Here is a 25,757-nt window from a genome sequence, read left to right on the forward strand (position 1 = left end):
CGTGGCCGCGGTTCGGGGTCGCCTCAGGCTTTGTCGAGAGGCTCCAGATGCCGAGGAAATGCCACCGTTTTGAGACTGGAGGCGATGGCGGCCGCGTGAGACTGAACGTCAATCCCAGGTCACAGCATCGGGAGATGCCACGACTTTTGAGACCCTACAGTTAAACCGCAATGGCTACCGTTCGGTGAGGCGGCGCATGCGGGTGTTGAGGTATCGCTGTTCGGGGACGCTGGCGGTGAGTTGGGCGGCGCGCGATAGCTGGCGATGGCCGCGGGGTGGTCGCCGATCATTTCCAGGAGGTGGGCGCGTACCGCGTGGGTGCGGTGGTGGCGGCGCATCGACGGGTTGTCGAGCAGGGGTGCGATCAGGTCCAGGCCTTGCCGGGGGCCGACGGCCATGCCGAGGGCGACGGCTCGGTTGAGGGTCACGATCGGGCCGGGAGCGACGCGGTCGAGCATGGCGTAGAGGATGCTGATCTGCCGCCAGTCGGTGCTCTCCCAGGTGGGGGCCTCCGCGTGCACGGCGGCGATCGCCGCCTGCAACTGGAATCGGCCGACGTGGCCGCGCGGCAGCACGCGCTCCAGGATCGCGACGCCTTCCGCGATCAGGTCCCGGTCCCATCGGCTGCGGTCCTGTTCGCCGAGCGGGATCAGGTTGCCGTCCTCGGTGCGGGTCGCCGCTCGGGAACTGGTGAGCAGCATGAGGGCGAGGGCGCCGGCGACTTCGTCGTGATCCGGTATCGCGCAATGTAATTGGCGGGTGAGGCGGATCGCTTCATCGGTCGCGCTCCAATCCACCAACGCCCCACCGGCCGAACGGGTGTGGCCCTCGGTGAACAGCAGATGGCACACATCGAGCACGGACGCGATGCGCGAGGGCAGTTCGGATCGGCTCGGGAGTTCGAACACCGCACCGGCCGACCGCAGCGTCGACCGGGCCCGGGTGAGACGTTGCGTCATGGTGCGTTCGGGAACGAGGTAGGCGGCGGCGATCTGAGCGGTCCCGAGGCCGCCCACGGCGTGCAGGGTCAGCGCGACCTGCGAGGAACGGCTCAGGCTCGGGTGGCAGCAGAGCACGAACATCCGCAGCACGTCGTCTTCGTCGCCCACCGCCTGGTCCGCCGGCGGCGCGAAGCGCGAGTCGCCGGGCTGTGCGGCGGTCACGGCCTCTTCGCGCCCGGCCCGGGCCCGGTCGGCCCGCAGCCGGTCGATCAATCGGCGCGACGCCACGGTGATCAGCCAGCCGCGCGGATTGGCGGGCACGCCATCGCGAGACCACTGCGCCGTGGCCGCTTCGGCCGCCTCCTGGGCGGCGTCCTCGCAATCGCCGAGGTCGCCGTGCCGGCGCAGCAGGGCGGCGAGGACGTGCGGCGACTCCTGCCGCCACACGTCCTCCACCACGCTCATTGGTCGTCGCCGCCCGGCCACATCGCGGGCCGCAATTCGACGGTTTCACCCGGACCGGCGAATTGCGCGGTGATCTCCTCGGCGCGGGCGTGGTTCTCCACGTCGATCAGGAAGAACCCCGCCAGATGCTCCTTGGCCTCCGAGTACGGACCATCGGTCACCAGCGGTTTCCCGTCGGCCCACCGATACAGCCGCGACGACTCGGGCGCACCGAGGGCCTCGCCCGTCACCAACTCGCCCCTCTCTTGCAGCTCGCCGAGCAACTTCTCGAAATCGGAGTTCACCCGGTCTCGTTCCGCCTGCGACATCGCCTGGTACTCGGGCAGGTAGTCGCCCGTCGGATGTCCCCAGGGTTGCGGATTGGAGTGAATCAGGATCACGTACTTCATCACGGCTCCTTCACGATCGAGGATGCGCCCGGATGACCCATCCTTACCCGAAACGTCGGAGCGCACGTCCCGATGTCGACATCGCCGTCGCGCTCGCCTGGACGAGTCGGGTTCGACGTGGGCCATCAGGTGCTGTGCAGGAACAGTTCCAGTGCGGTCAGTAGTTCGTGGGGTGTGTCCTCGGGGGTGAAGTGGCCGGCGTGCGGGAGTTCGATGACGGGGGCGTCCGGGTAGGCGAGCCGGAAGGCCGGGATGATGTGACGGGGCAGCAGCGCGGTGTCCCGCATGCCCTCCACGAGTATCGCGGGCTTCGCGCGTAGTGCGGCGACGGCCTGTGGATCGGGCGGGGTCGGCGCGGCGGCGGGGTCCGGGGCGACCAGTTGCTGGGGAAAGCGGAGCACGCCTTCGCAGTCGGCGCGGCCGCCGAAATGTTCGGCGTAGGCGCGGATCCAGGTGGGGGTGACGATCTCCGGTCGGGCGATCGTCTGCAGGGCAAGCATGAGGTGGCAGACGGTGGACCCGGCATTGCCCAGAATCTGTTCCAGCGCGCCGGTTTCCTGGGCGGACATGGCCCACCGGAACCACGCGCTCTCGGCGAGGTTGGCGGCCATCAGCTCGTCGTATCCGGGAAGGCCCAGCGGCACAACGGTATTGGTGGCGAACAGGCGCGCTACCCGGTCGGGGTGGCGCAGCGCGAACCCGGCGCCGATGGGACCACCCCAGTCGTGCATGACCAGTGTGATGCCGGTGAGGTCGAGTTCGTCGGCGAGCAGCGCGGTGAGATTGTCGATGTGCTCGTCGGCGAGATAGCCGCGGCCGGCGGGGGTGGCGCTCTTGCCGAAGCCCATGTGGTCGGGCACGACCACGCGGTGGGTGCCCGACAACGGGCCGACGAGATGCCGCCACAGGTATCCCCAGGTCGGTTCGCCGTGCAAGAGCACGATCGGTGCACCGTCGCGGGGGCCGACATCGACATAGTGCTGCCGGAATCCGGCCGATTCGGTGAAGCGAGCGGGGAAAGGCCAGGTGCCGTCGAACGTTTCGGTTGCCGCGATCATTCGTTCCTCCGTGGTCGTTTCGGTCGGAACACACGGTAGGAGCGGGTCACTGACAGGTGCTGTCAGTGAGGGGCGCGGATGTTGAAGGAACTGTCGGTGGTGGCCGCCAGACTGGGGTGGTGCGTGCGAGCAGATTGCTGTCGATCGTGTTGTTGTTGCAGGCGCGCGGCCGAATGACGGCCGGACAGCTGGCACGGGAGTTGGAGGTGTCGGACCGGACGGTCTATCGCGACATGGAGGCGTTGAGCGCCGCGGGCATTCCGCTCTACGGCGAGGCCGGGCAGGACGGCGGCTACCGATTGCTGGACGGCTACCAGACCCGCTTGACCGGGATGACCGCCGCGGAAGCCGAGGCCCTGTTCCTGTCCGGACTGCCCGGTCCGGCGGCCGCGCTGGGGCTGGGCGCGGTACTGACCACCGCCCGACGGAAGCTGCTGGCCGCACTGCCGGAGCCGGTACGCGCCCCGGCGGAGCGCATGACGCAGCGATTCCACCTCGACACCGACCGGTGGTATGCCCGCCCGGAGGGTCTCGCACACCTGAACGACGTGGTGGAGGCGGTGTGGACACAGCGCCGCCTGCACATCGAATACCTGCGCTGGGCCGAGCCCCGATACGTGCGGCGCACCCTCGACCCGTACGGCCTGGTCCTCAAGTCCGGCCACTGGTATCTGATCGGCGCCGCCGGAGGGGACATCCGGACCTACCGGGTGTCGCAGATCGTCACGCTGCGGGTCCTCGACGACACCTTCGAACGCCCCGCCGAGTTCGACCTCGCGCGGCATTGGCAGGACTCGCTGGGTGAGTTCGACGCCCGACGCCGACGGGGAACGGCCACCGTGCGGATGTCGGCACACGTGCTGGACCGCCTCGACCATCTGCTCGATCCGGATCTGGTGCGTGCCGCGCGCGATACCGCCCGCCTCGAACGCGACGGGTGGTCCGTTGTGGAGATCCCGCTGGAGACCCTCGAGCACACCGCGGGACTGTTGCTGCGCCTGGGCGCGGAGGCCGAGGTGCTGCACCCACCCGCCCTGCGGCGGTACCTGGGCGAGGTCGCCGCCGCGTTGGTCCGCACGTATCACCCTGACCCTGAGGAGCCCGTTCATGTCGAGAGTTGATGCGACAGTCGGCGGACGAACTCGGTGGCCATCACCGCTTGGCCGGAGGTGGAGAAGTGAATCCGGTCGGCGCTCAACAGGTTTGCCCGGTCGTTGAAGGGGTGATCCCACATGTCGATGACCACGGCCTCGTATTCGGCGGCGAGGCGACGGGTCATGGCGTTGATGGCGCGGATGCGTTCGGACCAGTCCGGGAAGGCCGGGACGACGTAGGCGCGGCCGAGGGTGAAGGTCGTCACCAGGGCGCCGGTCCCCGCCGCGAGGTCGTACATGCGGCGCATCGCCTTTTCGATCATCTCGAAGTCCGGGTCGCGGCGCAGGATGTCGTTCGGTCCGCTCGGCAGGTGCAGCAGATCGGGGGCGAATTCGAGCATGCGGTCGAATTGGCCCGCCACGGTTCGGGCGGTGGTGACGCCGTTCTCCGCGGTGTTGAGGTATCGCAGGTCCGGGCGCACCCGCCGCAAGATGTTCGCCACCCGGTCGGGCCAGCCCTGGTCGGCGTAGCCGGGCGTGGGGTCGCCGGTACCGGCGGACAGGCTGTCGCCGACCACGCCGAACCGGCGCCACGGGGCGTCGAACAGCAAGGCCGCGGAGGTCAAGGGCGGCAAGCAGAAGGGGTCGGTTTCTTCCGTCGATGTCGACCAGGTCATGATCATTTACCCGAGTTCGTCCGGGGCGTGATGCCGAAGGCCGTTATCGCGCTGACGGCGGCCGCGAGGGCGACGAACCACCAGCCGTGCCGGAAGGCGGTCAGCATCCGGTCGGAGGCGAGCGACCCGACGAGGGCGATCAGAACGGCGACGCCCAGGACATAGCCGAGCTGGCGGGCGGTGTTCACCACCGCACTGCCGGTCGCCGACCGGTCCGGCGGCAGATCGACGGCGGCGGAGGCGATCATGCTCGGCAGCGCGAGACCGATGCCGACACCGGAGATCATCCACCCGGGCAGTACCTCGGCGGCGTACCGCACGGGCATGGCGGCGCTGCTCGATACCAGGAGCACGCCCCCGGCGAACAGCAGATTCCCCACGGCGACAACGGTTCCCACCGGAATTCGCCGGATCAGTCGCTGGCCGACGGCGGCGAAGATCGGCACCATGATCGGCCCCGGGACGATGGCGAGCCCGGTTTCGATGGTGCTGAAGCGGGCCCCGTTCTCCAGCCACATGGCGATGCTGAGGAACCACGCTCCGAACGCGGTGCAGAACGCGAGCACGGTCACGTTGGCCCACAGGAACGTCGGCACCCGGAACAAGTCGGGCGACACCACCGGCTCCGGATGCGACCGCATCCGCAGCACGAACAGGGCCAGGCTCGCCCCGGCGACGACGAGCGCGCCGAGCGTCGCCGCGCTGGTCCACGACCATTCGCCGCTCTGCACCAGACCCAGCGACAACGCGCCGATCGCGACGATCAGCAGCGCTACTCCGAGCAGGTCGGGGACCCGCGCCGACACTTGCGGGCGCAGGTCGGGCACCAAGCGCAGCGCGGCGATTCCGGCCGCCAGACCGACCGGCAGATTGATCAGGAACACCCAGCGCCAGGACAGCTCCACCAGCGCGCCGCCGACCACGGGCCCGAACGCCGCGGCGAAGGAACTCGTTGTGGCCCAGACCTTTACGGCGCCCGGCACGCGCGCCGGCGGCAGCACCGTGAGCAACAGCCCCAGACTGGCGGGGGTGAGCGCGGCGGCGCCGACCGCCTGGAGCACTCGGAACGCCACCAGCGCCCACAGCGTCGGCGCGACCGCGCAGGCCAGGCTGGCCAGCGTGAAAACGGTGAGTCCGACCAGGAATCCGGTTCTGCGTCCCCATCGGTCCGCGAGCCGCCCGGCCGGAATCAGCAGTGCCGCATAGACGATCGCATACCCGTTGAGGACCCAGCTCAGGTCGGCCAGCGAGGAACCGCGGTAGGACTCGCCGATCGCGGTGAACGCCACGTTCACGACGAATACGTCCAGCATCGCCATGAACGCGGCCGAGCACAGGGTCCACACGATCGCGGTCGAATGATCCCGCCCCGGCCGCTGTGCCGTGGGTTGGTCCGTCGCCGCCTCGGCCACTACGTCATCCATCAGGCGTCCCTTCTCGTCCGCGCCGCTCGTCGGCCAGCAAAGCATACGACCGTACGTACTTATAAAGCAACGGGCGATCAGTCGCCGAGAAACCGCAACAGCTCGTCGGTGACGAACCGCGGGTTCTCCTCGACCAGCCAGTGCCCGGCATGCGGGACGTCGACCGCGCGCACGATGGCGGTGATGCGCGGGGCCACGGTGGCCCGGACGGCGTCGAGTTGCCCCTGGGCGGTCATGAGCAGGGTGGGCACCTGGGTGGGTGCCGCCGCCACGGTGTCGCGGACGTCTCGGTCGAGGGCGCGATACAGCTCGAACCCGCCCGCCAGGGCCTGCGGCGCGCTGTATGTGCGCGCGTACTCGTCGATCTCGGCGGGCGTGAACGGGGATCGGTCCGCCGTTCCGCCGAATGCCGTGCCGCCGAAGGAAACCTGTGGATAGAACAGTGCCAGGTAGTCGCGGACGTCGTCGCCCACTACCGCCTCGGGCACGCGGCGCTGCGAGTGAAAGGCGATGTGCCAGCTCATGTTCCGGTATGTGGCCGCATCGACGGCCGGCCCCGGCAGCGGCAGGTCGAAGTAGCCCAGACGCGTTGTGTCCGAAGGGAACCGGCTGGCGTACTGGAATGCCACCGCGGCACCGAAATCGTGCCCGACGACGGCCGCGTCACGAATACCGAGCCGCTCGGCGATCAGCGTGTGCACGTAGCGGGCGAGCGTGGCCTTGTCGTATCCGGTCGGCGAACCGGTGCTGTCGCCGAGGCCGGGCAGATCGACCGCGTAGACGGTGTGGTGTTCGGCGAGCGCGGGCATGATCGGCCACCAGCCGTACCAGGTCTGCGGCCAGCCGTGCAGCAGCACCACCGGGCTGCCGATGCCACCGGTCACGTAGTGCATGCGCACGCCGTCGACGTCGGCGAAATCGTGCCGAAAAGTGTTCTGGAACTGCGGATCAGCCCGGGTGGCGGCGGCGTAGGGCGCGACCCGTTCCGTAGCCGGTGCGCCGCATGCCGCGGCGCCGATCGCCACCAGAATGGCCACCAGCACGGTGACCGGAGTGCGCGCGGATCGTAGGGGGCGTGGTCGCCTGGTCATCGAGGCTCCTTCTGTCGGATGCGCTCGAGTCTCGCCAGACCCACAGCAATTTGGCACGCAATCTTGCGGTTTCGGCAACTCGCCGACCGCCGCGGATGTCAGCGTGAGCGGCGCAGGCCCGCGACGAGGAGCCCGACGAGGCGGCGAGCGTCGTAGCGCGGGTTGTTGCCCGAGCCCGCGCACAGGCCGCCGATGCCGCGCATGAATTCGTACGCGTCCTGTCCGGCCTCGATCTCGCCGGATTCGGCCGCGGCAGTGAGTAATCGGGTGCACACCGGGACGAGCCGATCGAGGAAGTAGGAGTGCAGCGGGTCGAAACACGGGTCGTCGGACTGGAGTACGGCGGCCAACCCCTGCTTCGTGATCACGAATCGCGCATCTGGTGTACCTCGACGCCATGGTTCCCCGGGACGGTGAAACCGCCGTCGACGTGCTGCCCGTCACCCAGGCGATGATCGATCGGGCGCTACGTTCCGGCAGCGGCTGGCGCGTGCCGCCGATGCCCGAGTTGCCGCCGCCCGCAGGGCTTTTCGGTGTCACCGAGCCGGGAGATGTCGCCTGGCTGCGCACCATGCTGTCCGATCAGCCGGTGCGCTGCCTGCAGCAGCCGGTGCGGCTGGACAATCCCGCCGCCGACGCCATCGCGCGCACACACATCCATTGCACCGCAGGCGGTTCGGGCGTGGAGCGCCGTCCCGTGCCCGCGACCCAGCCCAACGGCACCCCGGCGGTGGTGTGGGAACTGCCGACCGGGCACGATTGCATGATCACCATGCCGGCCGAACTCACCCAGCTGCTGCTGAAGCTCGGCTGACCGGCGGCCCTGTGGTGGCAGAGGCAATGTGTGTCAGGTGTTCTCGGAGGAAGGCGAGGATCTCCGCGCGGGCGGGCTTGGCCTGGGGCACCAGGCCGGGGAGGGCGAGAAAGGCGTGCGGGGCGCCAGGGTATTCGGTGCGGCGGGCGGGGGTGCCCGACTCCAGCAGCCGTTCGGCGTAGCGGCGGCCCTGGTCGGCGATCGGGTCGAGGGTGGGGATGACCACGAGGGCGGGCGGCAGGCCGCCTAGGTCGTCGGCATACAGCGGGGACACGGCCCGCGCGTCGGAATCGGCCGGGACGGCCAAGCGGTGGAACAGGCGCATCTTGTCGACCGTCAAAGTCGGGCTGTTCCCGTACTTTTCGAACGAGGGATAGTCGAGCATCGTGTCGGTCAGATCGGTGGCGGGATTGACCAGCACCTGCGCCCGCACGGGCAGGGCGGCGGCCTTGACGCGCACCGCCACCAGCGCGCTGACCAGCCCGCCGGTGCTCTCACCGGCGATCGCGATCCGGGCGGGTCGATGCCGAAGTCCGCGGCGTTTCGCACGAGGTGCCGCAGCACGTCCCAGCCGTCGTCGACGACCGCTGTCAGCGGGACGTCCGGCGCGAGCAGGCGGTGTTCGACCGACACCACGACCGCGGGCAGACGCGCGGCGAAATGGCTGTTCGCCCAATCACATTGGGCCGCCGTGCCGACGAAACCGCCGCCGTGCACATGCAGCACGAGCGGCAGCGCACCCGGCCCGCCGCGCCTGGGCCGGTACACGCGGATGCGGAGTACGCGATCGGGCAGCGTCACGTCCTCCCACCGGATCGTGACACCGCGTGCGGGCAGCCCGGTGACCACCCGGAACAGCCGCGATCCCGCCTTGCGGTTCGCCGCCCCGCGGAAGGTGACCAGTTCCTCGGCCGTCATGTTCAGCCAATCCGGGTCCTTCTGCAGGCGAGACACCCACACGATGCCGCGTGGCATCCGCCCGTCACCGGTCGCGTCGTTCATGAGTCCTCCTCGATCGCCCCGCGCCGACCGGCACACGGGCCGCGCCCACGCGAGTTCCACACATGCCCGCCAGCATGGCCGGACCCGCCGGCCGCCGTCTTGGAGAAATGTTCCCGGCGCGCCGGGTCTACGGGCGCGGGGCGGACCAGGCGACCGGGTCGACCTCGAGCCATGGTGCGTGGGCGATGGCCGTGGGGGTCAGCCCCGCGAAGGCCATGACCTCTCGGTAGAGGTGGGATTGGTCGGTGTAGCCGCCTTCCGCCGCGACGGTGGCGGGGCTGTGGCCGCCGGCGAGGCGGTGGGCCGCGTGGTCGAAGCGGATCAGTTGGGCGGCGCGCTTGGGGGTCATCCCCGCCATCCGGTTCGATCGCGCGGGAACCGCGATATCCAGCACGGCTCCCGCGACGTGTACCGGCTCGACGGGCATGTCGTCATGATACGAGCCGATCAGGCGGCGGGCTCCCACGCGAAACCGTCCGGGTCGACCAGGGAGCCGAGCCCGCCGGCGATGGCGAGACGGTGCGCACCGGCGCCCTCGGCGGAGACGCCCGCGTCCTTGGCGGCGGCGCGACGCCCGTAGAGCGCCAGCTTGACCGCGGACCCCTTGGTGTCGAACTCGACGTACTTGCTGCCGAAGCTCTTCGCCACGGTCAGGCCGCTGTCGAGGTAGAACTGCTTGGTCGCCTTCACCTTCTCGACGCCGAGGAGCAGCACGAACTCGTCGATCTCCCGGGTCGCGGGGCCGGTGTCCTTCTTCGCGGAGGTGGCGATCTTCCAGAGGGTGCCGTCCGGGGCCTGGACGACGGCGCCGTAACCCCAGAAGCTCTTCGTGGCGGGCTTCACCACCGTCGCGCCTGCCGCGGTCGCCGTGCCGACGAAGCTGTCGACGGTGCTCGGCTGCGACACCACGAGCGACAGGACGAAACCCCGGAACCCGGACGTCGGCGCCTCGGAGGCGCGCACGCGCAGTGTGTCGCCGAGGCCGAAGGCGGCGGTATAGAAGGCCGTGGCGGCGGCGGGGTCGGGCGATTCCAGGATGATGGCCTCGATAGCGGCCTGATCAGTGCTGATGTTCATGTCTGCAACGTTAGGCGGCGCATACCCGGCGGCGCTTCTCGATTCCTGATCGGCTGCGCGGGGCGGCGCGTGGCACAGTGCAGACATGTCTCTCGTACCGCAGTTCGAGCTACAGGCGAAGGCCTGCGCCAAGCTCGGGTCGCCGTTGTACGCCCGGTTGCTGAGCGAGATCGCGGCGGATCTCGCGGACGGCGGCGTCTGCGCTCGAGCGCTCTCGGGATACGAGGACATGCCGATGGTCGCGGCCGCACCGCTGCGGTTCCTGGGAGCCGTGCACGGACTTGTGCTGACCGGGCGGGCGCCCGAACTCGCGGCCTACTATCCGAGCGCCACCGCGCCTGCCCTCGACGCCGCGGACGGCGGGGCCTGGCGAGCCTTCCGCGAGGCCGTCGATGCCCATCCGGAGTGGATCCGGGATTGGATGTCGCGGCCGCCGCAGACCAACGAGGTGGGGCGCGCGGTGCCGCTGCTGGCCGGACTGCTGGCCGCCGTCGCCGCGACGCCGCTGCCGGTGCGGCTGCTGGAGTTGGGCAGCAGCGCGGGACTCAATCTGCGGGCCGACCACTTCCGCTGGCACAGTGGCGATTTCGGCTGGGGTCCGATGGATTCGCCGGTGGTACTGGATGGTGCGTGGGACGGCCCGGTGCCCGGGTGGCTGGCCGAGGCGGTGCGCCGCTATCCACGCCTCGAGGTGATCGAGCGACGCGGCTGCGACCCGACGCCACTGAACCCGCTCTCCCCCACCGACGCACTGTCGCTACGGTCCTACGTCTGGCCGGACCAGCCCGAGCGCGCGGCCCGGTTGAACGGCGCACTGCTGGTGGCGCAACGGGTTCCGGCCGAGGTCGAGGCCGTGGGCGCGGCGGAGTTCCTGGGCGGTATCGAACCGATGCCGGGCACGCTCACCGTCGTGTGGCATTCGGTTATGCGGCAATATGTTCCGGCGGACGAGTGGGCGAAGGTCACCGCGGAACTCGACCGGCTGGCCGCCACGTCCGGGCCGGATGCGGCGTTCGCGCACATCGCCTTCGAGCCGGTGGCGCGGAGCGGCAGCGGTTTTCCGCTCACCGTCCGGATCGGCACGGGCCCGGCCCGCGTACTCGCCCGCGCCAAACCGCACGGAATCCCGACCTTCGACGCCGCGTGACCATCGCGCCGGTGACCTGTTGTCGCACAGGGAAATTCAGGCCCGCTCGTGCAACAGCAGCAGCGAGTAGGCGGCCAGGGTTCCGGAGTCGGTGATCTCGCCGGAGCGAATCATTCGTTCGAGGTCGGCGCGGGCGAACCAGGCCGAGCGCATGTCCTGCTCCTCCGGCTCGCGTTCGGGTTCGCCCGCAGTGAGGTCGGTGGCGAGGTAGACGCGGCCGCACTGGCGGAGGGTGGCCGGGGCCGCGTTCAGGGGGCCGAGAAAGGTCAGCCGACCCGCGCGCAGGCCGGTCTCCTCGCGCAGTTCGCGGTGCGCCAGATCGTCCGGGTCCCCGACCGCGCGATCGGGCAGGGTGCCCGCCGGAAATTCCCAGCAGCGTCGTCCCACGGGATATCTGAACTGCTCGACCAGATGAAAGCGCTCGCCGTCGCGCGGCACCACCAGCACGAAATCGGGCCGATCGACGACACCGTAGATGCCGGTGGAGCCGTCGGAACGGCGAATCGTGTCCTCACGCACTTCCATCCAGCGATTGGCGTAAACCGTCTGCGAGCCGAGCGTCTCCATACCCCGGATTGTGCCGCACCCGCCCCTATGCGGTGCTCGAGAATCAGTGCGCCTTGGACAGGTACTTGACCGTCGGTGGCGTGGCGTATCCCATCCGCCGCAGGAACCACCGCGTCATGGCCAGCCCACGCCCCTCCGGCGGCACGCCGCCCATGGCGTCCATGATGCGGTTGATGGCGTGGAACGCGACGCTGATGCGCACCGCCTCCGTGAGCGCCTCGTCGGTGACGCCCGCGATGCGCACCCGCGCCACATCGACCGGGGACACCTCGTCGGGCGCGTCGGCCAGCTTGGCCAGAAAGTCCAGCACCACAACGACTTCGATGCGCTGACCGGACTCCGCGGGCCGCTCCAGCGCCCGGACCACCAGCTCGCGATCCTGGTAGCTCTCGGCGACGACCTGGTGGCAGGCGCGGCAGAACTCGCACTGGTTGCGCGCGGAGGTGAACGTGGCGAACAGTTCCCGTTCGCCGATACTCCACGCCGAGGGGCCGCGCATCAGATCCTGGAGATAATCGCTGTAGGGAGTGCTGAAATAGCGGTGCCGGTACAGCAGCACCTTGATCACGTCGGGCACCTCGGTGCGGCCGAGAACGCGCATGACGCGCAGGGTCCACCGGCCCGGCCGGTCGTGGCCGCGGTCCACCACATCGAGCCTCATGCCGCGCCGCCCATCGCGCGCAGGGCGGCGCGGAGCCGGCGATCGGCGGCCCCGACGGCGGCGACCACGGTGGCCTCGAACACCTCGTCCTCGGACCGGTGCTCGGTCAGCGCCGCGACCTGCTTGTCGGTGACGCGGTAGGCGTGCCGGGCCACGGTGTCCACGAAACGCTCGAGATCGGCCGGGACCGTCGCCGACTCGTCCCCGGCGGCCGCCCGGAATATCGATCTGCGGGTCACGGCGGGCAGGGCAGCGGGAGCCGCTCGCAGGTGCTCGACGAAGCTGTCCCAGTGCTCTGCGCGTGAAGCCATGCGCCCATGATGCAACACGGACAAACACCGCGAACCGCGTTCCGGCGGAACATCTTTCGGTGAACGGTCACAATGGTCCGATAACACCGTAATAGCGCAGGCCGCGAGCGGTCCGGCGGTTCGAGCGACCCGGCCGGTCGATGACGGCTATGAGACACCGCCCGGCCGGATTCGTAGACTTCCGGCGGTGACGGAACCGGAAGATGTGCGGCGGACCCGCCGCGGCTACGACGAGGTGGCCGAGCTGTACCACTCGATGTTCGAGCACGCGCTCGCCGCCAGCCCGTTCGACCGGGCGATGCTGGGCGTATTCGCGGAGCGGGTGGGTACCGGCGCCGTCGCCGATCTCGGCTGCGGACCGGGCCGGATCACCACACACCTGGCCGCGCTCGGGCTCGACGTGTTCGGTATCGATCTGTCCCCGGAGATGATCCGCCTGGCCCGCGCCGCCCGCCCGGACCTGCGCTACGTGGTCGGTTCGATGGAGAACCTGGCGGTGCCCGACGCCGCGCTGGCCGGAATCGTGTCGTGGTACAGCGTCATTCACACGCCGCCGGTCCGGGTGCCGATCATCGTCGCCGAGTTCCGCCGCGTGCTGGCTCCCGGCGGGCAGGTGGCGCTGGCGTTCCAGACCACCGAGGGGGACGACGTGCGGACCCACGACCACAAGGTCGCGCCGAGCTACCTGTGGCCGCCGGACCGGATCGAGGAACTGCTGGGCGAGGGCGGGTTCCGGACCGTGGCCCGGCTGGTGCGGGAGCCGGACGACGAAGCGCATCCGCCGGCGTACCTGCTGGCGGAGAAGTCGTCGGCGAGTTGATCGCCACGGCCCGCGGCCGCCGTGATATCCAGGGCAGATGCAGCCCACACGTGCCTCCTACGACGTCGTCGTCGCCGGTGGCGGCCACAACGGGCTGGTCGCGGCGGCCTACCTGGCCCGCGCCGGACGTTCGGTGCTGGTGCTCGAACAGCAGGACCACATCGGCGGCGCGGCCGTGTCCGAGCGGGTGTTCGACGGCGTGGACGCGCGGCTGTCGCGGTACTCGTATCTGGTGAGCCTGCTCCCGCGGCAGCTGATCCGGGAGCTGGGCCTGCGGTTCGAGACGCGCCGGCGGCGGATCTCGTCGTATACGCCGGTGGGCGATACGGGGCTGCTGATCGATACCGCCGACGAGTACCGCACGCGGTCGAGCTTTCTGCGAATCACCGGTTCCGAAGCGGACTTCCGGGCTTGGCAGGAGTTCTACGGCCGGACCGGACGGCTCGCGCAACGGGTGTTCCCGACGTTGACCCGCCCGCTGCCGACCCGCGCGGAACTGCAACGACTGGTCGACGACGCCGCCACCTGGGAGGCGATCTTCGAGCGTCCCCTGGGCGAGACGATCGAGGCCGCGTTCGCCGACGACACGGTGCGCGGCGTCGTCCTCACCGACGCGCTGATCGGCACCTTCACCCACGCCCACGACCCCACGCTGCGCCAGAACCGCTGCTTCCTGTACCACGTGATCGGCGGCGGGACCGGCGACTGGGACGTGCCGATCGGCGGGATGGGCGCACTGACCGACGCGCTGGCCGCGTCCGCTCGGGCCGCGGGCGCCGAACTGTGCACGGGCCGCGCGGTCACGGCCGTCGAAACCGACGGTGACACAGCGGAAGTCCGCTTCGACGGCGGCGCGGTCGGGGCGCGGCACGTCTTGGTGAACGCCGCGCCGCGGGAGCTGGCGCGCCTGCTCGGCGAACCCGTGCCGGAGCGGCCGGAGGGATCTCAACTCAAGATCAACATGCTGCTCCGGCGGCTGCCGCGGCTGCGGGATTCGGTCGACCCCGCCGAGGCATTCGCCGGAACCTTTCACATCGCCGAGGGATACGGGCAATTGGATCGGGCCTACCTCGAGGCCGAGAGCGGCCGGTTGCCCTCCGCGCCGCCCGCCGAGATCTACTGCCACACCCTCACCGACCCCTCGATCCTCGCCCCCGAGTTGGCGGCACAGGGCGCGCACACCCTGACGCTGTTCGGTGTGCACACTCCCGCAAGCCTTTTCCTCGACGACCCGGACGAGACCAAGCGGCGACTGGTGACCGCCACCCTGGCACAGCTGGATTCCGTACTGGCCGAACCGATCCGGGACTGCCTCGCGGTGGACGCGCAGGGCCGCCCCTGCCTCGAAGCGAAGAGCCCGCTGGACCTGGAACGCGAGATCGGCCTGCCCGGCGGCCACATCTTCCACCGCGACCTGGACTTCCCGTTCCGCGCCGACGACGCCACGGACCCAGCGGCGCGCTGGGGTGTGGCCACGGGTCACCGCAACGTGCTCCTGTGCGGCGCGGGCGCCGTGCGCGGCGGCGGAGTCAGCGGGATCGGCGGGCACAATGCCGCCATGGCGGTATTGGAAAGCTAGCGCGGTGCCGGGTCAGCGGGGGCCGTCGGCGTGGGTGGCGGCAGCGCAGCAGTCGACGAAGCTGTGTACCAAGGGGTTCGAGTCGGCGACCGCGGGCCATGCGACGCCGACGACCATCGGGCCGATGCCCGTCACCGGCCGGTACTCCACGCCCGGCCGGGGGTAGTAGCGCGCCGAGGAGGCCGGGGTGAAGCTGATTCCGAAGCCGTTGCCGATCGCGGTGAGCCACTCGTCGGTGTTGTGCGCGAGCGCACCGACGACCACGGTCTCCGGCGGCCGCGAGTCGGCGCCGATCCAGAAATCGCGCCAGGCACCGCTTTCCGGTGGCGCCGCGACGAACGGCTCCTCCCACAGGTGCTCGAACGCGATCTCCGGGCGGTCGGCCAGGCGGTGGCCGGTGGGCAGCGCGATCCAGCGCGGTTCGGTGAACAGCTCCCGCAGCCGGTAGGAATCCTGGTCGGGGAACGGCAGCCACACCAGTGCGACATCCACGTCGCCGGTCGCCAGTCCCGCGCTCGGCTCGATCCAGCCGAACTGCCGCATATCCACCTGCCAGTCCGGATTGCGCCGCCGGAATTCGGCGACGATCCCGGCGGTGTGCTCGTTCGCCGCGCTGGCGATGAACCCGACCCGCAGCACCCGGGCGGCCCGCGCGGCGCCACCTTTGGCCGCCCGCAGTATCGCGTCCCAGTCGGCCAGCAGCCCCGGAATCCGTTCGGCCAGCACGCGTCCCGCCTCGGTCAGCGTCATCCCGGTGTGCGAGCGCTCGAACAGTTCGACGCCGAGCCTGGTTTCCAACTGCCTGATCTGCTTGGTCAACGCCGGTTGCGACACGTAGAGCCGCCGCGCCGCACGAGTCAGATGACCCTCCTCGGCCACAACGGCGAAGTACCGCAGCAGACGGGTGTCGATGTCCATGGCATCGATCGTGGTCTATCTCACCGGACGACGGGTAGTCCCGCGCCGGGTTCGGAGAGCCACAGCAGCCAGTGGGGGACGATCAGGGCGGCGAACTCCTCGTAACCGGCGGCGCTGGGGTGGTAGCCGTCGCCGGCGGAGACCTCGCGCATCCAGGTTCCGCTGTTGCGCAACGCCTGATGCACGCGGACGTACGAAACGCCTTCGCCGTCACAGGCTTCCGACAACGCGGCATCCAATTGCCCGGTGCGGTCGTTGTGTTCGTCGTCGTCCACCGGCGGCGGCGCGACGACCAGCGTCGGCCAGCCGTGCGCGCGGGCGCCGCGCAGCATGCCGGTCAGGTGGGCCACCGATTGCTCCGTCGGCAGCGGTGACCGGCCGTCGAGCAGCAGGGTGTCGTTGACTCCGAAGGAGAACACGACCCGGCCGTCGACGCCCGCCGGTAATCGGCGCGCGCATTCCGCCTCCCAGCGCTCCGCGATATCCGCGGAACTCTCCCGCCGCACACCGAGGTTGTAGTAGGTCAGCGGCTGACCGGCGCCGGCCGCACGCGCCGCGAGACGGCCCGCCCAACCCAGGCACTGGCGGTCCCCGAGGCCGGCCACCAGCGAGTCACCCACGAAGCAGATACGGACATCTCGAACCACCGTGTGATGGTTTCACGCCGCGCACCGGTTGTCGGGACAAAGGCCGGAATCCACGCACGACGCGCACGCAATAAGATCGCGGTGGTTTGTCCGGGAGGGAGTACGTATGGCAACGGAGGCGCCGCTACCGCGGTGGTTCATCGATCTACTGGCGCATCGCCGCTGGATCCGCCGGACCCGTCCGTTCCCGCACGTCTATGTCCGTGATGTCTTCACCGAGGTGTTCTACCGGCGGCTGGCCGAGGAATTCGAGCGGGTGCACCGGGAGCCGGGCCGGTTCACGCCGGTCGCCGACGACTACAACGCGACCGGGCTGAGCCTGGCCGCCGTGCGCAACGGCCCCCTGGAGGTCTTCCTGTCCCGGGCGTGGCACGACGTGATCGAGCGGGTCGCGGGCGTGCGGGCCAGCGGCGACGTGGAGGGTTCGCTGCACCACCACGCACCGGACGGCCCGCCCGGCCGGCCGCATCACGATCTGGCGCCCGCCTGGTTTCCGGGCACGCCGCCCGGACCGACCGCGGTCGGCCTGCCCGACAGCTCGATCGATCTGCGCACCGGCGCCCGGCCGCCGGGGACGCCGGCCCGGGAGCTGGTGCGCGCGGTCGCGGTGCTGTTCTATCTGAACAATCCGCAGTGGCGGCCCGGCGACGGCGGCGAGACCGGACTGTTCGCCGATATCGGCGCGGCGGATCCGCGAGCCACCCTCGCCGTGCCCCCGCTCGACAATTCGATGGTGGTGTTCGAGTGCACGCCGCGGTCCTGGCACACCTTCCTGGGCGCCAACACCGCCGCCCGCAACAGCGTGGTGATGTGGCTGCACCGGCCCAGGGACGAGGCGGCGCGCCGCTGGGGAGGAGACCGCATTGCCGAGTGGTGACAACCGCCGGGTGTGCCTGCTGACCGGAGCCGGCGGGGTGCTGGGCGACGCCTTCTGCCGCGCCTTCCACACCCGTTACGACGTCGTCGCGGTCTGCCGCACCCGGACACCGGCGGCGCCGTCGCAGGAGGAGTGGTTCATCGACCCGCTGGAGCCGTCGAAACCGCTGCCGGACAACGACTCCCGCGTCTTCGTGGTGCGCGCCGACCTGACCCGCGACGGCGAGGTGGAGCGGGTGGTGGACCTGGCGCTGGCGAAGTTCGGCGCGGTGGACCTGCTGGTCAACAACGCCGGGCACGCCCGGATGCAGCCCCGCGGCATCGTCGACGGCGACGCCGCGCTGGACCAGTTCGATCCGCACTTCGCGCTGAATGTCGGTGTGCCGCTGCGGTTGTCGGCTAGGCTGGCGCAGCGCTGCTGGCTGCACAGTGACGCGGACAACCGCGCGCGCAACCGCAACATAGTCAACGTGTCGAGCATCTCGGGTTCCCGCGTGTACCCGGGCGGGCAGGCCGTGTACGCGGCGTCGAAGGCGGCGCTGGATCAGCTGACCCGGCACCTCGCCGCCGAGTTCGCCGAGTTCGGGGTGCGGGCGAACGCGATCGCGCCCAACTCCTTCCCGGCGCTGGTGCCGACCGAGCAGGTGGCCGCGGCCGTCGCCGAACTCGACGCGGGCGACATGACCGGCGGGGTCTACAGCGTGGGCGTGCCGGACGCGGCGACCGGACAGCACGCCCGCACGGTGGCCGAGCGACCGGGGTGAACGGGGAAGGCGACGACGACCGGCGCGCTGCCCCGGACGCACCCGGCCGACGGCGTGTTGGCACCGGGCGCCCGGCAACGCTCCTGCATACTCACACCCGAGCCGACCCCGGGACCGCCGCTCCCTCGATCCGAAAGTTCCGATACGACATGCGAGTCGACGGGCGGGAGATCCCCGTCTCCGGCAGCCTGCTGCAACCGCGGATCCGGCGCACCAGCGATATTCTGCGCGTGGTGCTGTCGGCGCTGCTGGTGGCGCTCGTCATCGCCGGCTCGCTGATCACCCGGCCGCGCTGGGAGGCGCTGGAGCGCTCGCTGTCCGACATCGTCGGCTTCCTGACGCCCGAGCAGTCGAACCTGGTCTACCTGCTGTACGGCGTGGCGATCGTCGCGCTGCCGTTCGCGATCCTGGTGCGGCTGATCTTCCGGTGGCAGTGGACGCTGCTGTTCGGCTATCTCGCCGCCGGGCTGATCACGGTGGTGCTGCTGTCGATCACCGGCACCGGGATCTCGGCGCCGCAGTGGCATCTGGTCGTGCCCGAACAGCTGGACACGTTCCTGTCGCAGTTCCTCGACGACCCGCGCTGGATCGCCATGCTCACCGCCATGCTGACGGTGGCGAGCCCGTGGCTGCCGGTGTCGTGGCGGCGCTCGTGGTGGGCGCTGCTGCTGGGTTTCGTACCGCTGCATCTGTTCGTCAGTCTGGTCGTGCCGTCGCGGGCGATGTTCGGCCTCGCGGTCGGCTGGTGCGTCGGCGCGGTGATCGTGCTGCTGGTGGGCACGCCCGCGCTGGAGGTGCCGTTGGACTCGGCGGTGCGGGTGCTGGCCAAGCGCGGTTACACCGTCACCGGCTTCACCGTGCTGCGTCCGGCCGGGCCGGGGCCGCTGCAACTGTCGGCCGAGACCGGACCGCAGCATCGGCTCGTCGTGGAGATCTACGGCCAGAACCAGCGCAGCTGGGGCATGCTGCGGCAGCTGCGCCGCTGGCTGACCTTCCGGGCGGGCGAGCGGACACCGGCCTTCGCCTCGCTGCGGCGCGCGGTCGAGCACCGGGCGCTGATGGGCATCGCGATCGGTGATCTGGGCCTGGCGAGCAACAAGCCGCTCACCGTCGCCGCCCTGGAACGCGGCTGGACGCTGTACGCGCACACGGTGCCGCGCGGAACCACGCTGTCGGCCACCGACAGCGAGGCCGTGCTCACCAATGTCTGGTACGCGCTGCAGAACATGCACCGCGCCCAGATCTCGCACGGCGACCTGCGCGCCGAGGAGATCCGGGTGGTCGAGGGCCGGGTGCTGTTCGGCGGGTTCATGTCCGCCGAATTCGGTTCCTACGAGCCGCGCTTCTCCTCCGACGTGGCGCAACTGCTGCTCTCGACCAGCGCCCTGTTCGGCACCGAACTCGCGGTGCGCACCGCGATTCACGTGCTCGGCGCGGACGCCGTGCTCAATGCCTCACGGCGGCTGACGAAGTCGGCGCTGCCCGCGCACGTGCGCAAGTCGGTGCCCGATCCCGGACGCCTCATGAAGCAGACCCGCGAACAGGTGCAGCAGCAGACCGGCGAGGACCGCATCGAGGCCGCGCGGATCACGCGGTTCTCGCGGGGGCAGTTCATCCAGCTGGTGTTGCTGATCGCCCTGGTCTACGTCGCCTACCCCTTCATCAGCCAGGTGCCCACGTTCGTCACCGAACTGCGCACGGCGAACTGGTGGTGGGCGCTGCTCGGGCTGACGGTCTCGGTAGGCACCTATATCGGGGCCGCCATGGCGCTGTGGGGTTGCACGTCGGAGTCGGTGAACTTTCCGAAACTGCTGCTCGCGCAGGTGGCCAACACCTTCGCCGCCACCACGACACCCGCCGGCGTCGGTGGTCTCGCGCTGAACGTGCGGTTCCTGCAACGGAACGGGCTGGGCGCGGTGCGCGCCACCGCGGCCGTGGCGTTGCAGCAGTCGGTACAGGTGATCACGCACGTCGTGCTGCTGCTGTTCTTCAGTGTGGCAGCGGGGGTTTCGGCGAATCTGGGGCACTACGTCCCCAGCGCCACCACGCTGTACCTGGTGGCGGGCGCGCTGCTGGGGCTGGTGGGTATCGCCATGTTCGTGCCGACGGTGCGGCGCTGGCTGCGCACCGAGGTCCGGCCGCAGCTCGCGGAGGTCGTCACCGAGTTGCGCGCCCTCGCGCACAGCCCGACCCGCCTGGCGATGATCGTCGGCGGGTGCGCCGCCATCACGCTCGGCGCGGCCGGGGCGCTGTGGGCCAGCATCGAGGCGTTCGATGGCAGCGCCACTTTCGTCACCGTGACCGTGGTGACCATGATCGGCGGGACGCTGGCGTCCGCGGCGCCGACGCCCGGCGGGGTCGGCGCCGTGGAGGCCGCGCTGATCGGTTTCCTCGGCGCGTTCGGAATCGACCTGTCGATCGCGGTGCCCGCGGTGCTGCTCTACCGGGTGCTGACCTGCTGGCTGCCGCTGTTCTGCGGATGGCCGATCATGCGCTGGCTCACCGCGAATCAGCTGATCTAGCGGCGGCGGTCGGCGGGGACGCCGAGTTCGTCCAGCGCTTGCTCCGCGGAGAGGCAGCCGGCGGTGGTGAGCCCCAGGTTCGCCAGTGCCGCCTCGTGGGCCTCCGGTGTGGCGGCGGTGACGCAGTCCGCGATCGGATGCACCGTGAAACCGAGGTCGGTGCCGTGCCGGGCGGTCTGCTCGACGGTGAGATTCGTTGCGACACCGGTGACCAGCAGCGTGTCCAGGCCGCGGGCGGCCAGCCAGTCCGGCAGCGCGCTGCCGGCCAGGCCGGACAGCTTCTGGTTGTCGAACACCGCGCCGCGCTCGGCCTGGTCGGCCATCGCCGGAATGACCTGCGCCCCCGGCGCTTCCGGCCGGAACGCGGTCTGCGCCGCGGCCACCGACCGCATGAACCCGGTATTGCGCACCAGCCCGCCCTCACCGACGGGAATGGTGAACCTGGTGAACACGACCGGTAGTCCGGCCTGTTGCGCGGCGGTGTGAAACACGGTCGCGTGGTGCACGACTCCGCTGGTGGCGACGGGTTCGGCCAGCATCGGCCCGAAGAATCCTTCGGACTCGATGACATTGACCTGCCAGTGCAGGGCGAGTACCGCGGTGCGGGCGCTGTCGAGGGGCATGAATCCCATACTGCCCCAACTACATCGCCCGCGGCGGCGGAGCCGTCAGGACGAATACTCTTTGCGCAGTTGCACCTTGACGACCTTGCCGCTGGCATTGCGCGGCAGCTCCGGGACGAGCACCAGGTCCTTGGGGTGCTTGTAGCGGGCCAGGTTCTCGTTGAGGAACGGTGTCAGCTCGTCGAGAGTGAGCGTGTCGTCCGGGTTCGCCAGGGCGACAACGGCGACCGGCACCTCGCCCCACTTCTCGTGCGCGCGGCCGACGACGGCGGCCTCGTGAATCTTCGGGTGCGCGAACAGGACGTTCTCCACCTCGGCGCAGTAGATGTTCTCACCGCCGGAGATGATCATGTCCTTCTTGCGGTCCACCACGTAGACGAAGCCCTCGTCGTCGGTGCGGACCAGGTCGCCCGAGTGGAACCAGCCGCCGGCGAACGCCTCCGCGGTGGCCTCGGGCTTGTTCCAGTAGCCCTGCATGAGAGTCGGTCCGCGATAGACGATCTCGCCGATATCGCCGGGTGCGACGTCGTTCATCTCGTCGTCGACGATGCGGGCCTGGATGGTCGGGATGGGGCGGCCCACCGAACCCAGCTTGCGCAGCGCGTCGCGGCCCTCCAGCACGCACGTGATCGGTGACATCTCGGTCTGGCCGAACACCGCGACGTTCTGGGCGTCGGGGAAGCACTCGGCCATCGCCCGCAGCACCGTGTCCGACGCGGGCGCCGCACCCCAGCTGAGCATCTTCAGCGCCGTCTTGCGCTGCTTGACCGTGGGCTCCTCGCAGATCAGCTGCCACTGCGCGGGTACGCAGAACGCGGTGGTGGCCTGCTCGGCCTCGACGGCGTCGAGGAACTGGGTCGGGTCGAACGCGCCCAGCGGATGCAGCACGGTCTTGCTGCCGAGCTGGAAAGCCGGTGCGAGACTGCCCAATCCGGCGATGTGGAACAGCGGCGAGGTGCAGAAGCCGACCGACTCCGGGGTGAGATCCATGGCCCGGATACAGGTCAGCGCCTGCGCGGTCAGGTTGGCGTGCGACAGGATCGCGCCCTTCGGGCTGCCGGTGGTGCCCGAGGTGTACATGATCAGGCAGGGCGTGTCCTCCGGAATGTCCAGCGGCGCATGGGGTTCGCCCTGCTCCGCCAGCGCGTCGTCGTAGCCGAGCACACCCTCGGCGCTCTGCCCGCCGATCACGACACAGGTCTCGAGCGCCGGGGACTGCGCCATCACACCGGTGGCCAGTGGCTGCAGCACGGCATCGGTGACGACCGCCTTCGCCCCCGAGTCGGCGACGATGTAGGCCACCTCGGGCGGGGTCAGCCGGAAGTTGACCGGCACGGCGATCGCGCCGAGCGCGTTGATCCCGAACACCGCCTCCAGGTATTCGGGGTAGTTGAGCGCGAGGATCAGGACGCGATCGCCGAACCCGACCCCTCGGCGGGCCAGCGCATCGGCGAACTTCAGCGAACGCTCGTGCAGCTGCTTCCAGGTGGTGTCCTGCCCCCGGAACCGGATCGCGACGCCGTCCGGGCGCATCAACGCGTGCGTGGCCAGCTGGTTGTTCCAGTGGTTGCGCCGCGACCGGATCGGCTCGTCGAGCGATTGGGCACCGGTGGTCATGCTGTAGTCCTCTCAGGCCGTCGGCTGAACATTTGCGAGAATACCAACTAACTTTTCACCGTGACAAGGGTTACAGAGAGGAATCGGCAGCGTGTTTCTCACCTGATCATACTCCAGTTCAGAGGGCAAATATCTGGAGATGCGGACGACCTATGCGGCTGGCAGAGCATCGACGCCTGTCAGGCGATTAGCAAACTGCGACTTACATCGAGGTTGAACTCGGCATCGTACCCGTGCCACCATCGAGCCCAACCGCGAGCGCGTGTGCCCGCGGGCGGACAGCAGGGAGGACAACCGATGTTGCGGACCAGGTTCACCGAGGAATTCGGCATCGAGCATCCGATCGTGCAGGGCGGCATGATGTGGGTCGGCCGGGCCGAACTGGTGGCGGCCGTCGCGAACGCCGGTGGCCTCGGCTTCATCACCGCGCTCACCCAGCCCACCCCCGACGATCTGCGCAACGAGATCGCACGCGCCCGCGAACTCACCGACAAGCCGTTCGGCGTGAACGTGACGATCCTGCCGTCGATCAACCCGCCGCCGTACGAGGAGTACGTCCGGGCGATCGTCGAATCGGGGGTGAAGATCGTCGAGACCGCGGGCAGCAATCCCGAGCCCTTCCTGCCGTACTACAAGGAGGCCGGGGTCAAGGTGCTGCACAAGTGCACCAGCGTCCGGCACGCGCTCAAGGCGCAGAAGATCGGCGTGGACGGCGTGTCCATCGACGGCTTCGAATGCGCCGGACATCCGGGTGAGGACGATGTGCCGGGCCTGATCCTGATCCCCGCCGCCGCCAAGGCCCTGGAGATCCCGATCATCGCCTCGGGCGGCATCGCCGATGCCCGCGGGCTGGTGGCGGCGCTGGCGCTGGGTGCCGACGGGGTCAACATGGGCACCCGGTTCCTGTGCACGCAGGAGTCGGCGGTGCACCAGAAGGTGAAGGAGCGGATCGTCGCCCACAGCGAGCGCGACACCCAGCTCATCTTCCGCACCATGCACAACACCGCCCGCGTGGCCGACAACGAGATCAGCCGCAAGGTCGTCGAGATCGAAGCGGCCGGCGGCACATTCGAAGACGTTCGCGACCTGGTCGCCGGCGCCCGCGGCCGACGGGTATTCGAGGAGGGCGATCTCGACGCCGGGATCTGGTCCGCGGGGCAGGTACAGGGGCTCATCGACGACATCCCCACCTGCGCGGAGTTGATCTCCCGCATGGTCGCGGAGGCGGAGGGGCTGATCAACGATCGGCTCGCGTCTTTCGTGGGGTGAGCGGACCACGCCCCTACGCGCGGGCGAGTACCGCGTTGTAGTCGTGGCTGGCGATGACCTCGATGCCGGCGGGTAGCGCGTGCAGGCGCTGGACGGTTTCGAAGGTCTTGTCGCGGTCGGCGTCGAAAAGCCTGCCCGACATGGGCGCCTTCTCTCGAATCAGCTCGATCTGCACGGTGTTCCAGATGGCGTCGCCGACCAGCAGGACGCGGGTGCCGTCGTCGACCGCGAGCAGTACGCCGATGCTGCCGGGGGTGTGGCCGGGCAGGTCGACCAGGATCACCGCGCCGTCGCCGAACAGGTCGTGGCTGCGGGTGAAGGTGAGCACGGGCGGACCGTCGAGTTCGATATTGCCGATCCGGCGGTCCCGCAGGGGCGCGCGGACCACGCCGTAGGGCGCGGTGTCACCGTTCATCGCCCATTCGTATTCCATTGCGGGAACGCGCAATTCGAGCGACTCCGGCATGTCGAGCAGGCCGGAGATGTGGTCCCAGTGCAGGTGCGTCGCCAGCGCGAAATCGATGTCGTCGCCGGAAAGGTCGCGACCCGCCAGCGCGTCGGCGAGGCCGAGCACCGGTTTCTCGGGCGAGACCAACAGGCCGACCGGGAACGGCATACCGGGCAGTACGCGCTTGTGCACGGCCGCGCAGATCGCCGGGTCCACCAGGAACCGGGCCCGCGGGTGCTCGATCAGGAAGGCGCCCATCGCCATCGGCAGCGAGCGCAGCGTGCGTAGCCCCTCCGCGACGACGGCGGCGGGCGCCGAGGTGCGGGCCTGCACCAGTGCGGTCAGCGCGACCTTCGCGCGGGCCGGCGGCAGCTCGGCCGCCGTCAGACTCGCGAGGAACACGGGGTCCGGGCGGCGCGGCCGCAACAGGCGACGCGGGGTCGCGAACAACGCGGAACAGCAGTCGGCCAAGGCGTGTGCGGTGGCGGGTCGCCCGGCGGCGAGGTCCGGCTGGATGGTCGGTTGGTCCACAGCGCCACGTTATTCGATCGGCGCGACGCCCCGGAAGCCTCTTCTCCGCAGGGCAAGTTCTCGGCATAATCGCCGGGGGACACCTGACGGCCGGTGATCTCCACCGGATGCGGGAGGGAGCACCCAGATGGGTCACAGCAAGACGATCGAGCCTTACGCGACGCCATGACGGAGCCCCCGCCCAGCCCGTCCACCGCACCCGCCGCAGCGGGCCGGAACGCGCCAGCACCCACCGCCCCTCCCCCACCCACCTCCGCAAGGCCCCGGCAACAACCCCGCACACGCCACGTACCGCGGTGCCGCACTGCCACATTCGCCGAGCAACGGCCGGACGGTGACCGGCGGGAAGTGCGGCGTCAGGCTTTGCCGTGCAGCGGTCTTCAGCGCTGGATCGGTGCGCTGTCATGGCGGCGGCCGCTGCGAGG

The 25,757-nt window shown here is 70.0% G+C and carries 26 protein-coding genes and 1 pseudogene; 9 read left to right on the top strand and 18 right to left on the bottom strand.

What is annotated here, in order from left to right; genetic code table 11:
- Positions 1-119: 119 nt before the first annotated feature.
- The 3 genes from QH470_RS11195 to QH470_RS11205 form a co-directional block, all read right to left on the bottom strand.
- Positions 120-1,406, bottom strand: a complete 1,287-nt coding sequence (locus QH470_RS11195; RefSeq protein ID WP_280272237.1) for an RNA polymerase sigma factor — start codon at positions 1,404-1,406, stop codon at positions 120-122.
- A complete protein-coding gene (locus tag QH470_RS11200) occupies positions 1,403-1,795 on the bottom strand; it encodes a YciI family protein (protein ID WP_280272238.1) in 393 nt (130 codons plus the stop codon). Before QH470_RS11200 ends, QH470_RS11195 begins: the two co-directional genes overlap by 4 nt.
- A gap of 125 nt (positions 1,796-1,920) precedes the next feature.
- A complete protein-coding gene (locus QH470_RS11205; protein ID WP_280272239.1) occupies positions 1,921-2,853 on the bottom strand; it encodes an alpha/beta fold hydrolase in 933 nt (310 codons plus the stop codon).
- Positions 2,854-2,972: 119 nt separating this feature from the next.
- On the opposite strand from QH470_RS11205, the gene QH470_RS11210 reads away from it, so the two are divergent.
- Complete coding sequence (locus QH470_RS11210) at positions 2,973-3,974, top strand: helix-turn-helix transcriptional regulator (protein ID WP_280272240.1); 1,002 nt, start codon at positions 2,973-2,975, stop codon at positions 3,972-3,974.
- Here QH470_RS11210 and QH470_RS11215 read toward each other — a convergent pair.
- The 4 genes from QH470_RS11215 to QH470_RS11230 form a co-directional block, all read right to left on the bottom strand.
- On the bottom strand, positions 3,959-4,624 hold the full coding sequence (locus tag QH470_RS11215) for an SGNH/GDSL hydrolase family protein (protein WP_280272241.1): 666 nt from the start codon (positions 4,622-4,624) through the stop codon (positions 3,959-3,961). The genes QH470_RS11210 and QH470_RS11215 overlap by 16 nt on opposite strands.
- A gap of 2 nt (positions 4,625-4,626) precedes the next feature.
- Positions 4,627-6,048: an MFS transporter gene (locus tag QH470_RS11220; protein WP_280272242.1), complete on the bottom strand. Its 1,422-nt coding sequence runs from the start codon at positions 6,046-6,048 to the stop codon at positions 4,627-4,629.
- A 77-nt stretch (positions 6,049-6,125) separates the two neighbouring features.
- Positions 6,126-7,139, bottom strand: a complete 1,014-nt coding sequence (locus QH470_RS11225; protein WP_280272243.1) for an alpha/beta fold hydrolase — start codon at positions 7,137-7,139, stop codon at positions 6,126-6,128.
- A 98-nt stretch (positions 7,140-7,237) separates the two neighbouring features.
- Positions 7,238-7,507: a hypothetical protein gene (locus QH470_RS11230; protein ID WP_280272244.1), complete on the bottom strand. Its 270-nt coding sequence runs from the start codon at positions 7,505-7,507 to the stop codon at positions 7,238-7,240.
- Positions 7,508-7,536: 29 nt separating this feature from the next.
- Here QH470_RS11230 and QH470_RS11235 point away from each other — a divergent pair, with 29 nt between their 5' ends.
- Positions 7,537-7,953 (top strand): hypothetical protein, encoded by a 417-nt coding sequence (locus tag QH470_RS11235; protein ID WP_280272245.1) that lies wholly within the window; start codon positions 7,537-7,539, stop codon positions 7,951-7,953.
- On the opposite strand, the pseudogene QH470_RS38215 reads toward QH470_RS11235, so the two are convergent.
- From QH470_RS38215 to QH470_RS11255, 3 genes and pseudogenes are all read right to left on the bottom strand, one after another.
- Positions 7,925-8,955 (bottom strand): annotated as a pseudogene (locus tag QH470_RS38215) (alpha/beta hydrolase). The gene QH470_RS11235 and the pseudogene QH470_RS38215 sit on opposite strands and share 29 nt — an antisense overlap.
- Positions 8,956-9,082: 127 nt before the next feature.
- Entirely contained in the window at positions 9,083-9,382 is a 300-nt protein-coding gene (locus QH470_RS11250; protein ID WP_280272247.1) for a helix-turn-helix domain-containing protein, read from the bottom strand.
- 20 nt (positions 9,383-9,402) lie between these two features.
- A complete protein-coding gene (locus QH470_RS11255) occupies positions 9,403-10,032 on the bottom strand; it encodes a VOC family protein (RefSeq protein ID WP_280272248.1) in 630 nt (209 codons plus the stop codon).
- Positions 10,033-10,117: 85 nt separating this feature from the next.
- Between QH470_RS11255 and QH470_RS11260 the strand changes: the two genes are divergently transcribed.
- On the top strand, positions 10,118-11,179 hold the full coding sequence (locus tag QH470_RS11260) for a DUF2332 domain-containing protein (RefSeq protein WP_280272249.1): 1,062 nt from the start codon (positions 10,118-10,120) through the stop codon (positions 11,177-11,179).
- 36 nt (positions 11,180-11,215) lie between these two features.
- Here QH470_RS11260 and QH470_RS11265 read toward each other — a convergent pair whose 3' ends face one another.
- From QH470_RS11265 to QH470_RS11275, 3 genes are read right to left on the bottom strand one after another with little or no spacing between them, the layout of a single operon-like run.
- Positions 11,216-11,755 (bottom strand): NUDIX domain-containing protein, encoded by a 540-nt coding sequence (locus QH470_RS11265; protein WP_425302652.1) that lies wholly within the window; start codon positions 11,753-11,755, stop codon positions 11,216-11,218.
- Positions 11,756-11,789: 34 nt separating this feature from the next.
- Entirely contained in the window at positions 11,790-12,407 is a 618-nt protein-coding gene (locus QH470_RS11270) for a carboxymuconolactone decarboxylase family protein (protein WP_280272251.1), read from the bottom strand.
- Positions 12,404-12,718: a hypothetical protein gene (locus QH470_RS11275; RefSeq protein WP_280272252.1), complete on the bottom strand. Its 315-nt coding sequence runs from the start codon at positions 12,716-12,718 to the stop codon at positions 12,404-12,406. The genes QH470_RS11270 and QH470_RS11275 overlap by 4 nt, the downstream gene beginning before the upstream one ends.
- 187 nt (positions 12,719-12,905) lie before the next feature.
- On the opposite strand from QH470_RS11275, the gene QH470_RS11280 reads away from it, so the two are divergent.
- Positions 12,906-13,538, top strand: a complete 633-nt coding sequence (locus tag QH470_RS11280) for a class I SAM-dependent methyltransferase (protein ID WP_280272253.1) — start codon at positions 12,906-12,908, stop codon at positions 13,536-13,538.
- Positions 13,539-13,575: 37 nt separating this feature from the next.
- On the top strand, positions 13,576-15,117 hold the full coding sequence (locus QH470_RS11285) for a phytoene desaturase family protein (RefSeq protein ID WP_280272254.1): 1,542 nt from the start codon (positions 13,576-13,578) through the stop codon (positions 15,115-15,117).
- A 12-nt stretch (positions 15,118-15,129) separates the two neighbouring features.
- Here QH470_RS11285 and QH470_RS11290 read toward each other — a convergent pair whose 3' ends face one another.
- Together QH470_RS11290 and QH470_RS11295 are read right to left on the bottom strand one after the other, a co-directional pair.
- Positions 15,130-16,035 carry a LysR family transcriptional regulator gene (locus QH470_RS11290; protein ID WP_280272255.1) on the bottom strand — a complete coding sequence of 302 codons (906 nt, stop codon included), beginning with the start codon at positions 16,033-16,035 and terminating at the stop codon, positions 15,130-15,132.
- Positions 16,036-16,055: 20 nt separating this feature from the next.
- Positions 16,056-16,682: a DUF459 domain-containing protein gene (locus tag QH470_RS11295; protein ID WP_280272256.1), complete on the bottom strand. Its 627-nt coding sequence runs from the start codon at positions 16,680-16,682 to the stop codon at positions 16,056-16,058.
- A gap of 106 nt (positions 16,683-16,788) precedes the next feature.
- On the opposite strand from QH470_RS11295, the gene QH470_RS11300 reads away from it, so the two are divergent.
- The 3 genes from QH470_RS11300 (at position 16,789) to QH470_RS11310 (ending at position 20,844) form a co-directional block, all read left to right on the top strand.
- The gene (locus QH470_RS11300) at positions 16,789-17,559 is read left to right on the top strand and encodes a 2OG-Fe(II) oxygenase (RefSeq protein WP_280272257.1); all 771 of its coding nucleotides are present in this window, start codon (positions 16,789-16,791) and stop codon (positions 17,557-17,559) included.
- Positions 17,546-18,322 carry an SDR family NAD(P)-dependent oxidoreductase gene (locus QH470_RS11305; RefSeq protein WP_280272258.1) on the top strand — a complete coding sequence of 259 codons (777 nt, stop codon included), beginning with the start codon at positions 17,546-17,548 and terminating at the stop codon, positions 18,320-18,322. The genes QH470_RS11300 and QH470_RS11305 overlap by 14 nt, the downstream gene beginning before the upstream one ends.
- Positions 18,323-18,471: 149 nt before the next feature.
- On the top strand, positions 18,472-20,844 hold the full coding sequence (locus QH470_RS11310) for a lysylphosphatidylglycerol synthase transmembrane domain-containing protein (RefSeq protein ID WP_280272259.1): 2,373 nt from the start codon (positions 18,472-18,474) through the stop codon (positions 20,842-20,844).
- Here the strand turns inward: QH470_RS11310 and QH470_RS11315 are convergent.
- A complete protein-coding gene (locus QH470_RS11315; protein ID WP_280272260.1) occupies positions 20,841-21,467 on the bottom strand; it encodes a cysteine hydrolase family protein in 627 nt (208 codons plus the stop codon). The two genes, QH470_RS11310 and QH470_RS11315, sit on opposite strands and share 4 nt — an antisense overlap.
- Positions 21,468-21,512: 45 nt before the next feature.
- Positions 21,513-23,084, bottom strand: coding sequence for a fatty-acid--CoA ligase FadD5 (gene fadD5, locus QH470_RS11320; RefSeq protein WP_280272261.1), 1,572 nt, complete (start codon positions 23,082-23,084; stop codon positions 21,513-21,515).
- A 297-nt stretch (positions 23,085-23,381) separates the two neighbouring features.
- Here fadD5 and QH470_RS11325 point away from each other — a divergent pair, with 297 nt between their 5' ends.
- A complete protein-coding gene (locus QH470_RS11325) occupies positions 23,382-24,353 on the top strand; it encodes an NAD(P)H-dependent flavin oxidoreductase (protein ID WP_280272262.1) in 972 nt (323 codons plus the stop codon).
- A gap of 13 nt (positions 24,354-24,366) precedes the next feature.
- On the opposite strand, the gene QH470_RS11330 is transcribed toward QH470_RS11325, so the two are convergent.
- Positions 24,367-25,332, bottom strand: coding sequence for an MBL fold metallo-hydrolase (locus QH470_RS11330; RefSeq protein ID WP_280272263.1), 966 nt, complete (start codon positions 25,330-25,332; stop codon positions 24,367-24,369).
- Positions 25,333-25,757 lie beyond the last annotated feature (425 nt).

Origin of the sequence: Nocardia wallacei (assembly GCF_029868745.1) — a bacterium.
Lineage (GTDB): Bacteria > Actinomycetota > Actinomycetes > Mycobacteriales > Mycobacteriaceae > Nocardia > Nocardia wallacei_B.